Source organism: Paraglaciecola sp. L3A3 (genome assembly GCF_009796765.1).
Lineage (GTDB): Bacteria > Pseudomonadota > Gammaproteobacteria > Enterobacterales > Alteromonadaceae > Paraglaciecola.
The window spans coordinates 3349110-3367377 of sequence record NZ_CP047023.1 but is presented as its reverse complement, the minus strand read 5'-3'; the positions used below and the strand labels follow the sequence as shown (position 1 = coordinate 3367377).

The 18268-nt window shown below is 38.7% G+C and carries 12 protein-coding genes; 6 read left to right on the top strand and 6 right to left on the bottom strand.

The window, feature by feature from the left end:
* The first annotated feature begins 56 nt into the window (after nucleotides 1-56).
* Both GQR87_RS13975 and GQR87_RS13970 read left to right on the top strand, forming a co-directional pair.
* Entirely contained in the window at nucleotides 57-4388 is a 4332-nt protein-coding gene (locus GQR87_RS13975) for an alpha-1,6-glucosidase domain-containing protein (protein WP_158973022.1), read from the top strand.
* Nucleotides 4389-5227: 839 nt separating this feature from the next.
* On the top strand, nucleotides 5228-7198 hold the full coding sequence (locus tag GQR87_RS13970; RefSeq protein ID WP_158970323.1) for a sulfatase-like hydrolase/transferase: 1971 nt from the start codon (nucleotides 5228-5230) through the stop codon (nucleotides 7196-7198).
* Nucleotides 7199-7594: 396 nt separating this feature from the next.
* Here the strand turns inward: GQR87_RS13970 and GQR87_RS13965 are convergent, their stop codons facing one another.
* Both GQR87_RS13965 and GQR87_RS13960 read right to left on the bottom strand, forming a co-directional pair.
* Nucleotides 7595-7867, bottom strand: a complete 273-nt coding sequence (locus GQR87_RS13965; RefSeq protein WP_158970321.1) for an RNA-binding protein — start codon at nucleotides 7865-7867, stop codon at nucleotides 7595-7597.
* A gap of 171 nt (nucleotides 7868-8038) precedes the next feature.
* Nucleotides 8039-9613: an MFS transporter gene (locus GQR87_RS13960; RefSeq protein ID WP_158970319.1), complete on the bottom strand. Its 1575-nt coding sequence runs from the start codon at nucleotides 9611-9613 to the stop codon at nucleotides 8039-8041.
* Between the two features lie 242 nt (nucleotides 9614-9855).
* On the opposite strand from GQR87_RS13960, the gene GQR87_RS13955 reads away from it, so the two are divergent.
* Nucleotides 9856-10707 (top strand): alpha/beta hydrolase, encoded by an 852-nt coding sequence (locus GQR87_RS13955; protein ID WP_158970317.1) that lies wholly within the window; start codon nucleotides 9856-9858, stop codon nucleotides 10705-10707.
* Nucleotides 10708-10788: 81 nt separating this feature from the next.
* Here GQR87_RS13955 and GQR87_RS13950 read toward each other — a convergent pair whose 3' ends face one another.
* Nucleotides 10789-11073, bottom strand: a complete 285-nt coding sequence (locus tag GQR87_RS13950) for a SemiSWEET transporter (protein WP_158970315.1) — start codon at nucleotides 11071-11073, stop codon at nucleotides 10789-10791.
* Between the two features lie 120 nt (nucleotides 11074-11193).
* Here GQR87_RS13950 and GQR87_RS13945 point away from each other — a divergent pair, with 120 nt between their 5' ends.
* Both GQR87_RS13945 and GQR87_RS13940 read left to right on the top strand, forming a co-directional pair.
* Complete coding sequence (locus tag GQR87_RS13945; protein WP_158970313.1) at nucleotides 11194-12042, top strand: AraC family transcriptional regulator; 849 nt, start codon at nucleotides 11194-11196, stop codon at nucleotides 12040-12042.
* A 218-nt stretch (nucleotides 12043-12260) separates the two neighbouring features.
* Nucleotides 12261-12656 carry a universal stress protein gene (locus tag GQR87_RS13940; RefSeq protein WP_158970311.1) on the top strand — a complete coding sequence of 132 codons (396 nt, stop codon included), beginning with the start codon at nucleotides 12261-12263 and terminating at the stop codon, nucleotides 12654-12656.
* A 90-nt stretch (nucleotides 12657-12746) separates the two neighbouring features.
* Here the strand turns inward: GQR87_RS13940 and GQR87_RS13935 are convergent, their stop codons facing one another.
* From GQR87_RS13935 to GQR87_RS13925, 3 genes are all read right to left on the bottom strand, one after another.
* Entirely contained in the window at nucleotides 12747-13520 is a 774-nt protein-coding gene (locus GQR87_RS13935; RefSeq protein WP_233267271.1) for a glycerol kinase, read from the bottom strand.
* A gap of 230 nt (nucleotides 13521-13750) precedes the next feature.
* A complete protein-coding gene (locus GQR87_RS13930; RefSeq protein WP_158970309.1) occupies nucleotides 13751-14635 on the bottom strand; it encodes a phytanoyl-CoA dioxygenase family protein in 885 nt (294 codons plus the stop codon).
* Between the two features lie 105 nt (nucleotides 14636-14740).
* Nucleotides 14741-15409, bottom strand: coding sequence for a transporter substrate-binding domain-containing protein (locus GQR87_RS13925; RefSeq protein WP_158970307.1), 669 nt, complete (start codon nucleotides 15407-15409; stop codon nucleotides 14741-14743).
* Nucleotides 15410-15900: 491 nt separating this feature from the next.
* On the opposite strand from GQR87_RS13925, the gene GQR87_RS13920 reads away from it, so the two are divergent.
* Nucleotides 15901-17670, top strand: coding sequence for a diguanylate cyclase (locus tag GQR87_RS13920; protein ID WP_158970305.1), 1770 nt, complete (start codon nucleotides 15901-15903; stop codon nucleotides 17668-17670).
* The last annotated feature ends 598 nt before the right edge of the window (nucleotides 17671-18268 follow it).

The following is an 18268-nucleotide window of genomic DNA, read 5'->3' as shown; positions in this document are numbered from 1 at the left end:
CAAAAAATCATAAGCAAAGACAAAAAACATCGGAGCATTTATTCATGTTTAGCAGAATGTTTAAACAAAGCAAAACGAGCAGTTTAATACTGGTTGTGTTAACGGCTTTATTCTTAGCTGCTTGTAGCGGCTCAGACGTAAAAACAGGTAGCAATCAATTGCTAACCTGTGATGTACCTATGGTACCCAATGCAGCGGCTACCGCTTGTGTGGCACCGCCTCCTTTTCCTTGTGATCCTCCCACAGTGGCTAATGAAACCAATGATGGGTGTGTAGTGGGTGCTGATCCATCTGCACCAGTACCTTTCGTGTCGCCTGCTGTAGATCAAGCTGTTTTGTATTATAACCGGGCGGCAGTGGGAGCGGATAACTCCAGTAATGATCCATCCTATGAAGGTTATCGATTACATACTTGGAGCGATGACAACTGTAACGCTTATGCAGATGGAGACACCGATTGGGCTAACGGTCGAGTGCATGATGGAGTTGATCCTAATTACGGTGCGTACTGGGTGTTAGATTTAAAACTAGGATACGCCGGTACAGTGGGCGCTTGTGGTAATTTTATTATTCATATTGGTACTGACGACGACGGTAAAGAAATGGGCGGGAATAATTTTGAAATGCCTCTTTCTCAGAATGATCCTGACTTTGCTCGCATGAACTTTACTTTTTCTGGGGTGGCTTCGATATTTGAATTTCCGATTGCTTCTTTAGGCGAGCAACCGGTTAAAATTGAAGGGCAGGCGGCACATTGGCTAGACGCCAATACATTAGTTTGGAACATTGACCCATCTACATTTGCCAATGCCAAATTACATTATGCACCTGACGCTGACCTTACCGTTAGTCTTGAGACTGGCATGAGTGGCGCGATGCTTGATTTAGAGCCAGTAGACTTGACCGAAGAACAAAAAGCTATCGCTCCCCATTTAGCTGATTTACCTGCTTATCAAGGCAGCTGGACTGCAGATGACGCAAAAGCCGTAATTAAAACTCAGGCGGTATTAGCCTCTTATGATACCGACGGCAAATTAAATGGCGCCACAGGTATTCAAATGGCCAACGTGATTGACCAGTTGTTTACAACGGGGGAAGAGGATGCAGATGAAGCTCAACTAGGTCCTATTTATCATGATGATGGTACTATAACTTCTGCAGTGTGGGCACCCACAGCTCAAAGTGTAAAATTAAAAATATTTAATCAAGATAAAACCTTAGCCAATACCCATGATATGGAGTTTGATACTAATACTGGTATTTGGTCTTACACTGGTGGTGACGAATTAGATCGCGCTTTATATCGTTTTGAAGTGACGGTTTATCATCCACTTGCTGAAGGTGTACAAGTACTCAATGTCACCGATCCATACTCGGTTAGCTTGTCTACCAACAGTCGTTTTTCTCAATTTGTAAACTTAGCTGATGAAGACTTAAAACCAGAAGGTTGGGACAGTCATATTATCCCTACCATAGAAAACTTCGAAGATGCAGTGATTTACGAAGGTCATATTCGTGATTTCAGTGTACTAGATGAAAGTACAAGTCCTGAAAATCGCGGAAAATACTTAGCGTTTACAGAGCAAGACAGCGCACCTGTAGAGCATTTACGTAAATTGGCAGAACATGGTTTAACTCATTTCCATATGCTACCAGCTAATGACATTGCCAGTATTGAAGAAGATACAAGCAAAGTAGTGGATATGACCAGTACCTTTGGCGACTTATGTAAATTGAACAAAGACGCAGATATTTGTGATGATGCGTCAATCTCTGAATCTATGATTTTAGCCGATTTATATGCAAGCTTTGATACTGTGTCTGAAGGCGGCAAAGCGCAGGAGCTTGCCCAAGCGATGCGCAGTGTTGACCAATTCAATTGGGGTTATGATCCTTTCCACTTTAATGTACCAGAAGGCAGTTATGCCTCTGATGCTGATGGCGTCACACGTATCAAAGAAATGCGTGCCATGAACCAAGCTTTACATGAAATTGGTTTACGTGTGGCACTAGACGTAGTTTATAACCATACCAATGCTTCTGGTTTATTCAGTAAATCAGTGCTCGATAAAGTGGTGCCAGGTTACTATCACAGGTACGAAACTGATACAGGTGCAATCGTGCGTGAAACCTGCTGTGACGATACCGAACCACGCAATGTAATGATGGAAAAACTAATGCTTGATTCATTAGCATTGTGGACCACTGAATATAAATTCGATTCATTCCGTTTTGATATTATGAGTCAAGCTAGCAAGCAAACCATGGTGCGTTTGCGTGATGCCATCACTGAACTAGATGAAGATAACTATTTTTATGGTGAAGGTTGGACTCGTACAGACAGAGGTTACGAACAAGCTAATCAACCGAATATGGCTGGCACCGAAATAGGTACCTATAACGATAGAATTCGTGAAGCTGTGCGCCAAGGTTTAATTTTTAGTCAAGAACCTAGCGACGGTGCGATGTCTGCCCAAGATAACCTAAAAATGAGTTTATCAGGCACTTTGACTGACTACGTGTTGGAAGACTTTAATGGTGTTGCTTCTAAAACAAGTAGTTTAGGTGGCTATGCGACTGATCCTGCCGACATCATTAATTATGTATCTAAGCATGATAATGAGACTTTATGGGATCAGCTGAACTATGTTTTACCTACAGACTTAACCTTAGCTCAGCGTGTTAGAGCACAAAACGTTGCCGCGACCATTCCGTTGGTGGCGCAAGGTATTCCATTCTTACAATTAGGTGGAGATTTTATACGCTCTAAATCTATGGACAGAAATACCTATGACTCGGGTGATTGGTTTAGTTATGTGGATTTCACTATGCAAACTAATAACTGGAACGTAGGTTTACCGCTAGCCGAAGACAATGAAAGCCGCTGGAACGAAATTGGCTTATTCATGAACAGTCCTGAGCGTGCCGTTAGCATGACTGAAATTGAATTTGCCTCGGAAGTGTTTAATGAAATATTGAGCATTCGTAGCAGTTCAGCGCTATTTAGACTCACCACAGGTGAAGATATTATTGATAGGTTGGGCTTTCATAATATCGGTAAACGTCAAACTCAAGGTTTAGTGGTCATGAGTATTGATGATGGAATGTCAGCCGACGACGCCTTACCTAGAGCCGATCTTGACCCGATGCACGACGCTATAGTGGTAGTAGTAAACACCAGTTACCAAGAGCAGTCTCACACTGTGGCTACTGCTGCAGGTTTTGAGTTACATAGTACTCAAGCTGCTTCTATTGATTCAGTAGTACGTGCTGCAAACTTTGTTGAAGGAGAGGGCGAAGGTACCTTCACAGTACCGGCTTTGACCACTGCTATCTTTGTTAAACCACAAATGGGTAGTCAAGGTATGGGGTTATCAGCCTATGCTACGGCAGGTGCACCAGACGTTGTGCCTTTTGGTAGTACAACTGTGTACATTCGCGGCAGCCTAAATGGTTGGAGTACTGACAATCCAGCAAGTTATGTGGGTGATGGCGTATACGAAAGCGTAATATCCCTAGCTGCAGGTGATTATGAGTTCAAGATAGCATCTGAAGATTGGTCTACTGTTGACTATGGTTCAGACGACCTAGTCGTGGCTTTAGGTGTTGATAAAGTCATGGGTCGAGGTCAGTCTAACTTAACCATGACTTTAACCGAAGACTCTACACTGAAGTTTAGTTTTGATGCCAGTGACACTGATGCCCCAGTGTTAACTGTTGATCACGAAGAACCATTTATCGGCACTACTGTATTTATTCGTGGCACTCTAAATGGGTGGAGTGAAGATAACCCAATGGATTATGCAATAGGCGGTAAATACTCTACAACTATCGAATTATCAGCGGGTAGCTATGAATTTAAAATTGCCTCGGCTGATTGGTCGACAGTGGATTATGGCTCTGCAGAATCAGACCCTGACGTGAGCATTGCCTTAGCTGAAGCCTTAGGAGTTAGTGGCAGTAATATGACTATCACAGTGGCACAAGATGGAGCCTATACTTTTGTATTCGACGCATCTAACTTAACTGAGCCTAGTATTTCAGTATTTGATGCCGAGATGTTTGGGGACACCACAGTATTTGTGCGCGGTAGCTTAAATGGCTGGGGTGAAGATAATCCTGTGATATTTGATGGTGTAGGCTCTTACTCAACTGAAATAGCCATAGAACCAGGCAGTTATGAGTTTAAAGTGGCTTCAGCCGATTGGGCTACTGTGGATTTAGGCTCAGGTGAAGAAAACAGCAGTGTGATGGTAGATACTCCTAAAACCTTGGGTTTTAAGGGCGCTAATATGACCATTGATATTGTTGAAAGCGGCACCTATCGATTTACTGTAACAGGGCCTGATCCATCAGCTCCTACTGTACTGGTAACCCTTGTACAATAACTTCATTTTATTAATATTTTAGCCGCTCAATTGAGCGGCTTTTTTATGTGCTGGGCACACAAGAGCATACGCTTCGCGTATAGAGTATTCGCGGTGCTCACTTTATTCACTTCGTTCACATCATCCATGATGTTTTTGATACGGCATCCATGCCGCACCAGTGACTCTTTTTCAACAGCAAAAAAGAGTAACCAGAAAATGCTGTGCTCCAAACAAATTCCTATTCCATCAAATAATTGTCTTTATGTCAGAGCGGTATTAAGCCGCTCCCAGCTAAAAAAGATTGCCTTGTTCAGATGTCCATATCTGGCCATCTGACAAGCCAATAATTTGATGGGGAATTTGTAGTCGCGGAAGAAAGTAAAAAGCATGTGCAAAGCACACTAAGCTTGGCTGTAATTCAAGATCATAAAAGTACAAATGGAGAGCTTGCATTTGTGCATTTTAAAAGAGCCCTTCCCCACTTACTCTAAGAACAAAGCATACTTAAAGTTAATATATCATTTTTTGAAACTATAAGTTATTGGTTTAACTTACTTTTTTGGTTTGTTTTAGCCTTTTCTGGATTGGCACTGATGGTTTTGCCCAGTCATCGTTATTCTTCAAAACTGATTAGTAATAATTTAACCAAAGTAAAGAAAGTGAATGCTTTTCCCGCGAATGTTTTAATGTGCCTAGCACATAGCCTCACAAGCTACCCATGTAAAAACGTTATAGGTTTTTCTGGAATAGTGGGTTTTTATATAAACTCTTTATTTTAAATATAAATAAATTAAAAAATTTTAGTGAATTCATATATTCTTAGTTCTGGTTAGAAAGTTGATATAAGAAGAGGGTGTATGAAGCAAGTATTGCTAGTGCTATTGGGTATATCTTTTGTTGGCTATGTTGCGGCAAAGCCAATGAATGTGATTTTGGTTATGGCAGACGATATCAGTGCCAGAGAGTTTCCGATCTATGAGTCGACCAAGTGGTATGGCGATCGCCGAGCAAAAACACCTGTACTAGATCGGATAGCAGCTCAAGGTGGCAGTTTTATTGAAACGGTATGGGCCAGTACTATATGTAAGCCTACACGAGTTCAAATTATGAACGGCACCTATGCACATCAAAATAAATATTGGGATAACAGTCATATGGGCACCAATAGTCATACCCAATATGTCGCCTATCAGAGTGCACCTATTACCCTAGGTAATATGAGTCGAGATGCGGGGTATGCAAATATATGGGTTTCTAAAACTCATAATACAGATGGGGCCGATCTGCTGAGTATGGGATTTAATGAGGGGGTGTTTAATCCTGCCGAAACTAAACGTGCAGGGTGGAATCCGTTTGGAACGCCTAATCAAAATCCTTACGAGATATTTACAACCGCTGATCCTAAACACTGGGATCATAAATCTTTTTATTGGTGGCCTGAAATACAGCTGATCAATTATCCGGATTATCCAGATGAACCCTATAAATATGTTAAAACCACATTGAATGATTACGCGCCAGATCTGGAGATGGAGTACATTTTTGATTTTATGGATCGTTCAAAAGCATCGGCAAAGCCATTTTTTGTCTATCACACACCTCATCTAGGTCATACCGCCCGTGATCCCGCTGTTAAAGGCAATCCTACCCAATGGGTACCCACACCTGAAATCTCATATGACCCAAACAAAGGTGAGTTTGGAACCTACACCCGAGCCGATGCAAAATATATTTTGCAAAAAGATGGTACTTATAAAACAAAAAATATCACGCCTGAAGGGATCAGTTACCACCTAGAGTATCTCGACTACCAATTATGGCAGTACCTGCAAAAGCTACAGGATATGGACGAGCTTGAAAATACCGTGATTATATTCACCGCCGATAATGCCACTCAAGGCTGGGGGAAAGCTTCGATTGAACGGCAAAAAGGCCCCCATGTGCCAATGGTGATTTATGCGCCAGGTGTAGAGGATCTGGTACAGGGGCGACAGAATATTCAAGCTGATTTGACGGATGTTTTACCCACACTGGCCGACATAATGGGCTTTGAATTTCCTGCAGGTTATGACAAGCTTGATGGCCAAAGCATGTGGCCTTATCTGACCCAAAAGACAGGCAAGCACCGAGATTATATTTATGCGATGCGCCTCGATGCCCAAATGATACGTAATGATAAGGTGCTCAAAGATGGATACGGTGTTTGGTACGACGCAACCAAGACGCCAGCCGATTACCACAGTTTTGTTAAAATTGACGATCTTCCAGCCGGTGAACATAAATCCAAGTTACTGGCCGAAAAAGCCAAGCTTGAGCCGATGCTGGCCCAATATAATCTTTATAATACAGATTCAGAAGCGCCATTACCGCCAGCCGATGCAGATGGTGATGGTTTATCGGACGCGTTTGAGAACAAATTTTCAGTTTCAGAAGCCTTCGCTGATCCTGACGGTGATGGTATCGACAATTTTCACGAATTTGTTTTTGGTACAAATCCAACCGATCCTAACTCTCCCAATGCACAGCAGACACCTCATTTAATTGACGTGAGTGACGCGCAAGGTCAATATGTAGGGCTTGCTTTTCAGCGCAATGATGCGCTGGGTTATGATTACTTTTTTATCATAGAAGGCAGCATTGACGGAAAAAAATGGCAGACCGATGGCGTAGTTCAGCAATACAGTACGGGTTCGAACGGCGATGGTACTTCGCAAGTCATCGCCCGGGTCGCAGCGGATAAAAGCAAAGCGCTAATTAAAAATTTACGACTTAAGATATTAAAACCTAAAAGGCGTAAGCCCCGTAAATATAAAAAACTGTTGAAATAGTCATAACACCTTAACAAGCCATCCATATTAAAAATCTCCCCCAAGAGAGTTTTTAATAACTTGGACAGGCGCTAAAAAAGAGGACTGGGATAACCTTATTTCGGCTAAGTTTAATGCTTTAATGTACTGGTATACCCTTAGCTTTAAATCGGGTAAAAAAGTTCGTTTATCTTCTTATGTGCATGGACACGGAGAGGTTTTGGAACTGCTCAAAACTCGAGGTTTTGATTTATAACACATATATTTTTACTTGATTAGCAAGCCTCTATGTTTTTACATACCTCAGGTTGACACTATGAGTAACCTGAGGCATTGGCTAAAGCCGTTCTTATCGACTATAGCTAGGAACAAAAAGAGCGTTATTGAGAGGTTAGACTTATTCAGTATTCAGGATAATTAAGCTTTGTCTGTATCTGCCGTGGCTTCAGGTTTATCTTGAGCGTATTTAACGCGAATTTTATTGGCGCCCAACATAGAGTCATTTAGGGTTTTAACCGCCACTTTAGCATCACCAGGTTTAGGCATTTCTACAAAGCCAAAACCTTTGGATAAGCCACTGCTTTTGTCTTTCACTATGGCACAAGATTGCACCGCACCAAAGGTTACAAAAGCTGCTTTAAGCTCTTCTTCAGTGGTTTCTCGGTCTAGGTTTCTGATCAGGATTTTCATTTTAATGCCTTAGGTGTCACTTAATATGGGCACATAATAACAGTTTATTAGTTTCGCCATATAGAGAATTTATATTTGTTTAAATTGCATAGGGAATGATATTGCAGGAAAGGAAGATAATTCCAAGTAGCCAATGTGCTGGCTACTTGGAAGTAAAGCCTAGGTTAGCTGTTATTTACCAGCCAGTTCAATTTCAATTTGTTCAATGCTTTTGTTTTTGGTTTCTGGGATCACCTTAAAGGCAAAGATTAACCCAACAAAACAACAAATTAGATAAACAGAAAAAGTCGATACGGCGCCCATATTTTCTAATTGCCAAGGGAAGAACAAGGGCACGATTATGCCGCCAAATACACTTGCCACAAAGCCACATAATGGGATCGCTACCGCACGTACCTTAGTGGTGAACACTTCAGATAATAAAATCCACACTACTGGACCTAGTGAGAAGTTATAAGCACATTGGAAACTAATAATACCCAGTAACACCATAAAGCCATTGATAGAGGTTGCCGCTGTCATGATATCACTTTCATACTTAACTAAACTTTCACGGCCGATTAGATTTTCAATAGCGTGTTTAAAGTCCACATCAGAAGCAAACTCTACATTGACGAGAGGTTGTAATAGATTGAAATCTGTTATGTCTTTTAACGACAGTAATGTTTCAGGTGTGATCATATATGTGGCATTAAAAAAGCCTAAAGTGACTATGCCCAAACTAAGAATTGCCCAGCTTAAGCCACCTAATAAAATAGGACGACGGCCTAATTTATCGATAAACACTAAAGCTAATACTGTAAAGAATAAGCCAATACCACCTACCATCATGGTTTGTCCAAAAGCAGAACTTTCACTGCCACCAAGTTGGGCAAAAATGGTTGGCATATAAGCCAGTACAGCATTCATACCTGTCATTGGTTGGATGATAGTGATTACTACACCTATGATTAAGGCGAGTCTCATCTTCGAAGAAAACAGTAATTTTAGTTGTTGCGGTAATGACAAAGTGTGGTGATCTGTGTCATCTAAACTGTGGACAATTTCATTGATTTCTTTATCTAAATCTTCTGGCTCAGTAATTTTTCTGAGAGACGCTTTGGCTTTGTCATTTTGGCCATTTAACGCTAACCAACGTGGACTTTCAGGCACAATAAATAAAGCAGCAAACCATAATAATGCGGGAATAATTTCTGCACCTAACATCCAGCGCCATGCCGTTTCTGCATTAAGACCAATACTTGTCGCCCATTCAGCTCCTTGTTCGGTGGTATTAACTATGTAGTAGTTTAAAATTTGTGCGACAAAAATGCCTATTACGATATTCAGTTGATTTAATCCCACTAATTTACCACGAGATTTAGCTGGTGCAATTTCACCTATATACATAGAAGCGAGTGACAAGGATGCGAATGCTAGCCCGCCCATAAACCTTGCCCAGAATAAGAACGTGGCGCTGGGTGCATAGGCAGAACCAATAGCAGATAAGGTGTATAAAGCGGCAATCACTATAGTCGTGTTTTTACGACCAAATTTGTCGGCAAAATAGCTGGTACAAATTAAACCAACTAGAGCGCCCCAACCGGGACCTGAGACAATAGAACCGACTTCCAAGGCACTTAAACCAAATTCTGTGGTGATGGCTTTGATTGTGCCCGAAATAAGCACTATATCGAGTCCAAAAACAAAACCGCCAAAGGCGACAATTAAAGCATATAAAAAGGCATTTCTAGTGGGTGAAGACATGTGTTACTACCAAATTTTTAGTTAACAATATTAATACTTAGCTTTATGAGCTAATCGATTTATTGAGGTTATCATAATGTTAATTGTTAAAAATATACAGTGCTAATGTGATTAATCCTCTGCGAATTTGTTGTTTGTAGAACCCATTTATTTATTCAGGGCAAATATGCCTTGATAAAAAAGCTAAATTTAGGTTTGATAGAGTTCACTTTTGTACCCATTCAATCATCTATTCCGCCATTATGAGATACTCTTTATATTCTGTTTTTTATATTTTGTTTGTTGCTTGTTTCCTGAGTGCTTGTAGTGAGCCAGTAAAGCAAGCTAGCGCCAGTAAAAATGTACAGGTGCTACCTTATCAATTTGTCATGCCAGGCTTAGATAGGCAAAGAACAGTACGTTTATATTTACCTCCTAGTTACGACATAACAGAAAAATCTTATCCGGTTATATATATGCACGATGGGCAGAACCTATTCGATGACCTTACCGCTTATGCTGGGGAATGGGGTATTGATGAATCACTTAATCAGCTTGCCGCAGATGAAGGCATAGAGTTTATTGTGGTAGGTATTGATAACAGCAGCGAACACCGTATGAATGAGTTATCACCTTGGACAAATGAGAGGTTTGGAGAAGCTCAGGGAAAACAATACATGGACTTTATTGTAGATGTGGTTAAACCGTATATAGACACTAACTTTCGTAGCAAATCCGACCGTCTTAATACCGCCATATTGGGTAGCGATATGGGTGGTTTGATCTCACATTATGCGGTGCACAAATACCCGCAGGTGTTTAGCAAAGCTGGAATATTTTCACCTTCATATTGGTATTCACAAGACGTTTATGTTTTTAGTCAATTTAACAAAGCTAAATTAGATGCCAGATTATATGTGATGTTTGGCGATAATGAAGGCAACGGGATGATTGCCGACAGTGACACAATGCAACGTCAACTTAAACAACAAGGCCACCCTAGACAAAATATGCTTTTTAAGAGAGTAGCGGGGGGAGAGCACAACGAAGCTTTGTGGGGCAAGGAGTTTGTGGAGGCAGTAAAATGGTTATATCAGCAACAACCTGTCTTTTAATAACTTAACTGTAATTTGTTGGTTAAAAGAATAGACCGGAGTCTTTTTTAAGTGCCCCGTCTATTCATTTTATCAATGTTATTATTCTAATAATCTAGCGCGTTTAATTTTCATATCATTAAAAATTTTTATAAATAATATACAAGATGATAAAACTAACGTGATCATGTTCGCTACTATCATCGCACTGTCCTGTTTAACGAGACCATAGACTAACCAACAAGCAACACCTAGGGTAAATATACTGTACATAGCTAAAGATAAAGACTCGGTCTCTTTAGTTTTTATTACCTGTATTGCTTGAGGAAGAAACGAAAACGTGGTTAAAAACGCTGATGTAAAACCTAATATTTCAATAGTTGTCATAAAATTCTCCTCTGGGTAATGATTGCAGGCAAGTTTACGGACTTAGTTGATTGTTGATTATGGGGTAAGCTATCATGTTTTTTATCCATTACTATCATTGTTGGTAAGAGTGTTAATAAAATGTCGAAAAATAGTGAATGGCCAGATATATTAGAAATTGGTCCTGAATGTGATGAAAGATTTGTTGAATGTGACAAAACTCCAGAACTAAAACGTTTAGCTTGTTCAATTTCTGGGGCCTCAAATTTAACCGGTAATTATAAAGTTGCCCGCTCAAACCCTGAATGGCATGCCATTATTTATGTCGTGGGAGGGGAGTTGGAATTAACCACTGAATCTGGTCAAAAAAACATTAACAGCTGCCATCTCGTTACCTTGCCAGCTGGCCAACCTTTTATTATGGAGTTAACAGCTGCTTATCTAGATATTGTTTGGTTCCATATAGAGCAGGGGCATCAATGGGACAGGGTAATTAAAGGCCGTCCTGATGTGGAATTTTGTGAAATCACCCAACAAATTTATCATTCACTCAGTTTGATTTATTATGAGCCACAGCCTTTATTGCGTAAGTCTGTTTTTTCTCAGTTAGAAAGTTATATCAATACTAGTTTAAGTCCTGTGTCTACTCGCTCCCAAGAATCCCAGCGCATTTGGCAATTGCAGCAAGAGCTGGAAAAACGATTACATTATAATTGGACTGTTGAGGCGATGGCCGATATTGCTCACTATTCTAGTCCTCATTTACATAGATTGTTTCAAACTGAATTTGGTCGAAGTCCAGTGCAGCATTTAATTTTTTTAAGGATGGAACGAGCTAAATATTTATTAACTCATACAGATTGGACCCTAGAACAAATAGGTGAACAGGTGGGTTATAGCGATGTATTTAATTTTTCCAAACGATTTAAAAAATCCCTAGATATAGCGCCGGGTATGTATCGTAAAATGTATATTCAAAATAAAGCATAAATAATGGGTTGTTACTCTTTAGATAACCATTAGGAACTACAATATTTGATCTTCATTTTACTTTTATTATTTTGCTTTTTAGTGGCTTAACAATTGTTGTTTAGATTAACTTGAATCGTGGTGGAGCTCTGTATAAAGTGGGAACTTATATAGCTTTTGTCTATTAAAATAAATAGAATTTATTTTACTGAATCAATGAAGTGTTAAAGGAGCTGTGCATGTACCAAACTATTCTGTGTCCAATCGAAGCATCAAAAGAAGGGGAAGAGGTGCTGGCAAAAGCAGCTGGGCTTGCCAAATTATGCAATGCTAAGTTATTTGTTATTAATGTTATTCCTCAGAATATGTTGCCAAAAGATTATCAAAAAGAATTGATGGAAGATGTTATTCCTAAAATGGAAGAGTTGTGCGCCAAGTATTCGGTTCCTAAAAAAAATCGCTTCGTGAAAGTAGGCAAACCTTACGAACATATTTGCACTTTGGCTAAGAAAAAAGATGTTGATTTAATCATGATCGGTACTCACTCTAAAAGAGGCCTTAAAGCACTGCTTGGCTCTACCGCAAACAGTGTCGTTAACTATGCCACATGTGATGTTACCTTGATTAAAATATAAAAATTTTAAACAAAAAGTCAAACCAGCTCAAAGTCTTCCTTGAGCTGGTGTATTTGCATTATTGATCCTTAAGTGTCAGGTATTATCGAGTTAATAGGCTTGCACCCCAAGTTTTAATAATAAGCGGGGTAAGACCTCATCTATATTTTGAATATCTTGGTCATTGAGTTGGATGATTTTTAATCCGTATTTTTGGTATAAAGCTAATCTTTTGGCTTTTTGTGCTTGATGTTTTAACTCGTCAATATCTGGCCAATATTCTATATAAATATTGCCTGAGATAAGATAAAACTGAGTATAGGCTTGTTCTTCAATGGGCAGTTTTCTTCCGTAAGCATGAACGACTTCAGCTAAATACAACCAATTGTCTATTAATACCTCTGCTTTTGAGCGAACAAAATGGCCATCTAGAGTGGTATAACCTTGTTCTAAACCAGCTGAACTGAGAGTGTTTAAATCTGTCACTGCTTGGATTGAACTTATCAATAATTTTGATTCAATGATATTTTCAGGCCAGATAACATAAGGAATACCCGTCTTAGCATCTTCTTTTTGTTGTGCACCTTGACGAATACCTTGTTCAGTTGTGATCCAGCCTTTAACACTTTTATTAATCCAACCAAGTTCTGAAAATAGAAGATTTAATTTATTCGCGGTAAGTCCTATCTCTTTACCTAATTTTGTGCAACTTACCATGGCAATGGGAGTATCAGGTGTTTGCTGACAAGGGAGTTTGCTCAAATCAAAGTCGCTAGGCCACTCTATGTAATCTCCCAATTTTACCGAACTTTTTATTCTGCCACCGGCTAACCTGCCTTTTGCTGTTAGTTGCCATTTGTCAGATTCTCGTACTATGTAATTCACTTCGACAAGTTTTGCGAATAAATACTTAGGGGCGAGTTCGAGACGTTTGGCTAAGGCTGTGGTGGAATAATATTTGATAACCTATCTCCAGAGTAAAGTTCATCAGAGTAGAATAACTGAATATGTCGCGGGAATAAATTAGATGATGAGTAAATAGAGAGGGTACTTCAATCCCACCCAAAATAGATTTTGAGTGGGAAATATGTTGCCGTTAAATTAACTTGATATGTTTAGTTATTAGCTTGATATAAAAGTGGGAAAAACTTGCCGTCCATTTTTTGTCCTTTAGGAATGTTAATATTGGTTCCTCTTAACATAACGTCGTCGCTATTACTTTGTGTGCCATCTGCAAATACGTTTAGAACTAGAGCTCTTCGACTATGCTGTGATTTGTTTTCGAAAGAACCATGTAACATCAAAGGATGATGAAAACAGGCATGACCTTTTTTTAATTCCATAGGAACGGGTTTGATTTGCGCTTGTTGTTCCTCTGTCAGCTGTTCAAAAATAGCTTCCATTTCTCCACCTAGCTCTAATCTTTTTAATAATCCCCATTTGTGGCTGCCAGGTATGTAATTTAAACAACCATTTTCAGTTGTGGCGTTATCTAAACCAATCCAACAAGTCAAATGTTGCATAGGGATTGTCCTGATCCAATAGGAGTAATCCTGATGCCAAGCCACGACTCCACCATGATTTGCAGGTTTGCAAAATAATTGATCGTGCCAAAAACGCACTGATTTATCACCGAGTAATTGACTGGCTGCTTGGGTAAAGGCAGGGTTCCATAAGGCATCATGAAATCCAGGCGTCATTCGCCAGTGGCCAAGAGAGTGGAATAATACTGTGTCTGGATCGGTAGATTGATTATTATGAAATTCATAAAACAAATCATGTTTTGGGTGTGAAGGATCGGCTATTTCAGTTAATTCTTGACGTAAAATATCGACTTGTTCTTCTTCAAATATTTTAACATTGGTCAGATACCCAAATTCATGGAAATGTTCTACTTGCTCGGAAGATAATTTGAAAGGTTCAAAGTCGCTTTTTGTCATGACTTTTTTAAATATATCTGACACCGGAAAATGGCAGTCTGCTAAATCTCTTTTTTGCATAATTATCTTCTCTCCTAACTTATTTTTGCATAATTAAATATTCCTATTTTCATTATTACACATAATTCATTGTGAATCGTCTTGTTATTTTGATCGGGAGATTAATTATTTTTGATGGTTTTTTATCGCCTCGGCGACGAATCCCAATTTTTCAAGCTCCTGTAGAGCTTTAGTTATCTGCGGGATAAGGGGTTTATGTTTTTTATGTAGGTAGTGAAACAGTGGAACAGTTGGAGTAAATTTTTCGATTTTAAAAAGCAAGTCGATTTCTTTTTTGTTCGACACCTTTTTTAATACACTTGGACTCATGACAACCGCGTCAACTCGGCCTTTCATTAATAAGTTGAATAGTTGTTCATTATTAATAGCCCGAATCGGGTTGTATTGAGTATATTTTTTTTCTACATAGAAACCTCCATTTAAAATACCTAATTTTAGGTTTTTAATTGGAGCATGTCGGATTGTCTCGTTTGATTTTAAAGCATACAAATTTTGCTTCATATGACAAATTGCCACAGGAATTCTTACTAAATTGGGATAACTTGTTTCAAGGCCTTGAACTCTTGCCGTTTCGCCATCTGTATACCCTGCATTTGATTCTACAAGTGCTCTTTTGGCGGGTAAAATTAAAAACTCTAATTGATAACCAATAGAGGTATAGGCTTGCATTAAATTTTTATAGGCGCAATCGTTTTTACTTGCATTATGTACCTGAGATAATTGAATGTATCTTTCTTTCGCGGGAGTGATTGGCGAAATAACGGCAGAAGCCATGCCGAATACAAAAAGTAAGCTTATACATGCCAAACGTAATTGATTGACCGATAGAAAATTTAAGAAAATATAAAATAGCGTGTAGATATTCAAGGTAATAATTAACTTTTTGCTGAAATGATAAATTTGAGTCGTATATTATCTTAGTGGACTCTCTTAGGCCAAGGTTACATCCTGTTTTATTAAATATAATAAACGAGATGAAACAAGGTTTTTCAATAGATTAAAGGGGAAGTATTATAATTGGACCTGATATTCATAATTAACATAAATAAAAAATAGTTAAAATTGGTTTATCCCGTAATAGGAGGCATTTTTAATTCTGAATTATGTAAAAACAATTGATGATTATACAAAAAATAAGCGACTTCACTCCCTTAAAGATATAAAAAAGAGCTAATATAGCAAGTATCAGGCATTGTGTATTTCATCATTATGCAAAATGACGTTTATTTTATTTTTACGAAGATTATCAATTGGATTACTCATCAGTGAAGTCAATTCCATTACGCTGGCTAATTGTTATACCCTTTGTGCTACTGGCAATGATTTCAGGTATCACTATGTACCTGATCTCTTCTGTAACAATTACAAATATCACTAATAATGTGGGGCTTCAGTATATAAAAGAAGTCGAACACCGTATCCACGATCGGGTAACCGATGTCACTTTGCCCTTAATTCGGCTTGTAGATATTAACCGAAATATTATTTCTAACCATCCTGAATTACTCGATGATTTAAGACCTATAGCGCCTACCTTGTATCAACAAGCCGTACCTTTCCCGCATATGACTTTCATTTCAGTTGCAACTGCCGATGGACGCTATATTGCTTCATCACATGATCCTCAAGGTAAGGACCCATATCACATAGCGGCAAACTTTATTAATAACGTATTCACAATGGAAGCTTTCGAATTTGATCCAATACATATAATTGGCTCGAAAATAGAAACAGAGCCTACTTTTAATTATGATCCCAGATCTCGCCCGTTTTACATCGCAGCGATAAAAGCAAATAAAGTGGTGTGGAGTGATATACATCCTTATTACGGCAATGGTATTTTGGGCGTTGGTTTGTCGGTTCCAATATACGATAAGAAAAATAAACTACTAGGTGTGACGGCAACAAGTGTTGCCTTAATTGAATTAGAACGATATCTAGAATCTTTAGATTTAGTCGACAAAGCTTATGTTTTTTTAGCCGAAAAAAATGGCGCATTGATCGCAACGTCAGGTAAAGATGATTTGTATCGAGGTAAAGATGACAGTCTTAAACGTGTTTATCTGCATAATCACCCTGAAAAATTACTTCAATTGGCAAGTCAATACCTGGAAATAGGCTCCTATCAACTCAATCTGAATGGAGAAAAGTACCTATATCACCTTGCTCCTGTGGCACTTGGACATGAAAAAACATGGTTGGTTGGGATACTAATGCCTGCTGCATACCATGAAGTTGCCTTAGCCGAATATACACAAACAACCGTATTTATTACCCTTGTCTTGTTCGCATGTATCGCATTAATTGGCTCAGCAATTGCTTGGTACATAGGTAAACCAATTCATGCGCTTAGTAATGCCGCAAATGATAAAAAAATTGAAAGTATTCTGAAGCTACCGCAGCCAATGAGCAGAATCAGTGAGATCAACTCCCTTAATCAAGGATTACATTCAATGGCGAGTAATCTTGTGGATACATTGCAAAATTTAGAAGACAAAGTATCGCAAAGAACCTCACATCTGCAAGACGAAAATGAAAACCTAATTGAAAGTGCTATTACCGACGAGCTAACATCTTTATATAACCGACGAGGTTTCAACCAAGCATTTAATAAGGCAATTAAATCAGCACAGTTAAACAAACGTCAACTGGCGGTTGTAATAGGTGATATTGATCACTTTAAAGGAATTAATGATCAATTTGGACATGTACTCGGTGACGAAGCTTTAATTTCGGTAGCTAAAAACCTCAAAAAACACACACGATCTTCGAACGATATTGTCGCTCGCTATGGTGGAGAAGAGTTCGTATTAGTATTTGTTGATATGGAACATTCGCAAGTAATGGCAAGGCTCAATAACATTCAAAAAGAATTTGCAGCTCATCCTGTATTTGATGAACAAAATATAACAATGAGTTTTGGATTGGTCATGACCAACAACAGGTCAACGTTTTCAGCCGAAGCGTTACTTGAACAAGCCGACAAAAAATTATACCAAGCAAAAAATAGTGGCCGCAATAAAATTATTTATTAGGTATTTCTTCGACCTACACTAAATTTTGTGTCGATGCTTCATTGTTAACGCTGAATGGAGCTTATCTAATATGCTTCCACACTGGCGTTTTGTTAAGCAATTTCAATCAATTATTTAGCTAGATTGGTATGAGCCATACGGTCGGTCATGAGTTTTTTTTAACAGGGACTCGTTGAGCTAGTGGTGGAACTCGTGCATCATCTGTCGCAACAGTACTGAAAACAGCACATATCTGCTTGAGAAACGACCTGAAATAGAATTAACAACATTTTATTTATGATTAAACAGTATTAATTTATATTTATTGAATAAATTAAGTCAGAGTCATATATAATCGAGACAAATACTTGTGTTACGTAAACTTTGTAATAGACATATCTATAGACGTTGACAATCAAATCATTAACATCATAGAGCCTAGTTGTTACCAAGTTTAATGCTGTCATGTCGTTTTTACTCAAAATGATTGCCGCTAATAACAAACAAATAAAATAAAGCCCATTCAATGAGTTGATTGTTAATTATGCTAAAATTTTTAAGTGCGTATCTATCCACCTTTTCTTATCTAATAATTTTAAACACGCTTGTTAGCGCGAAT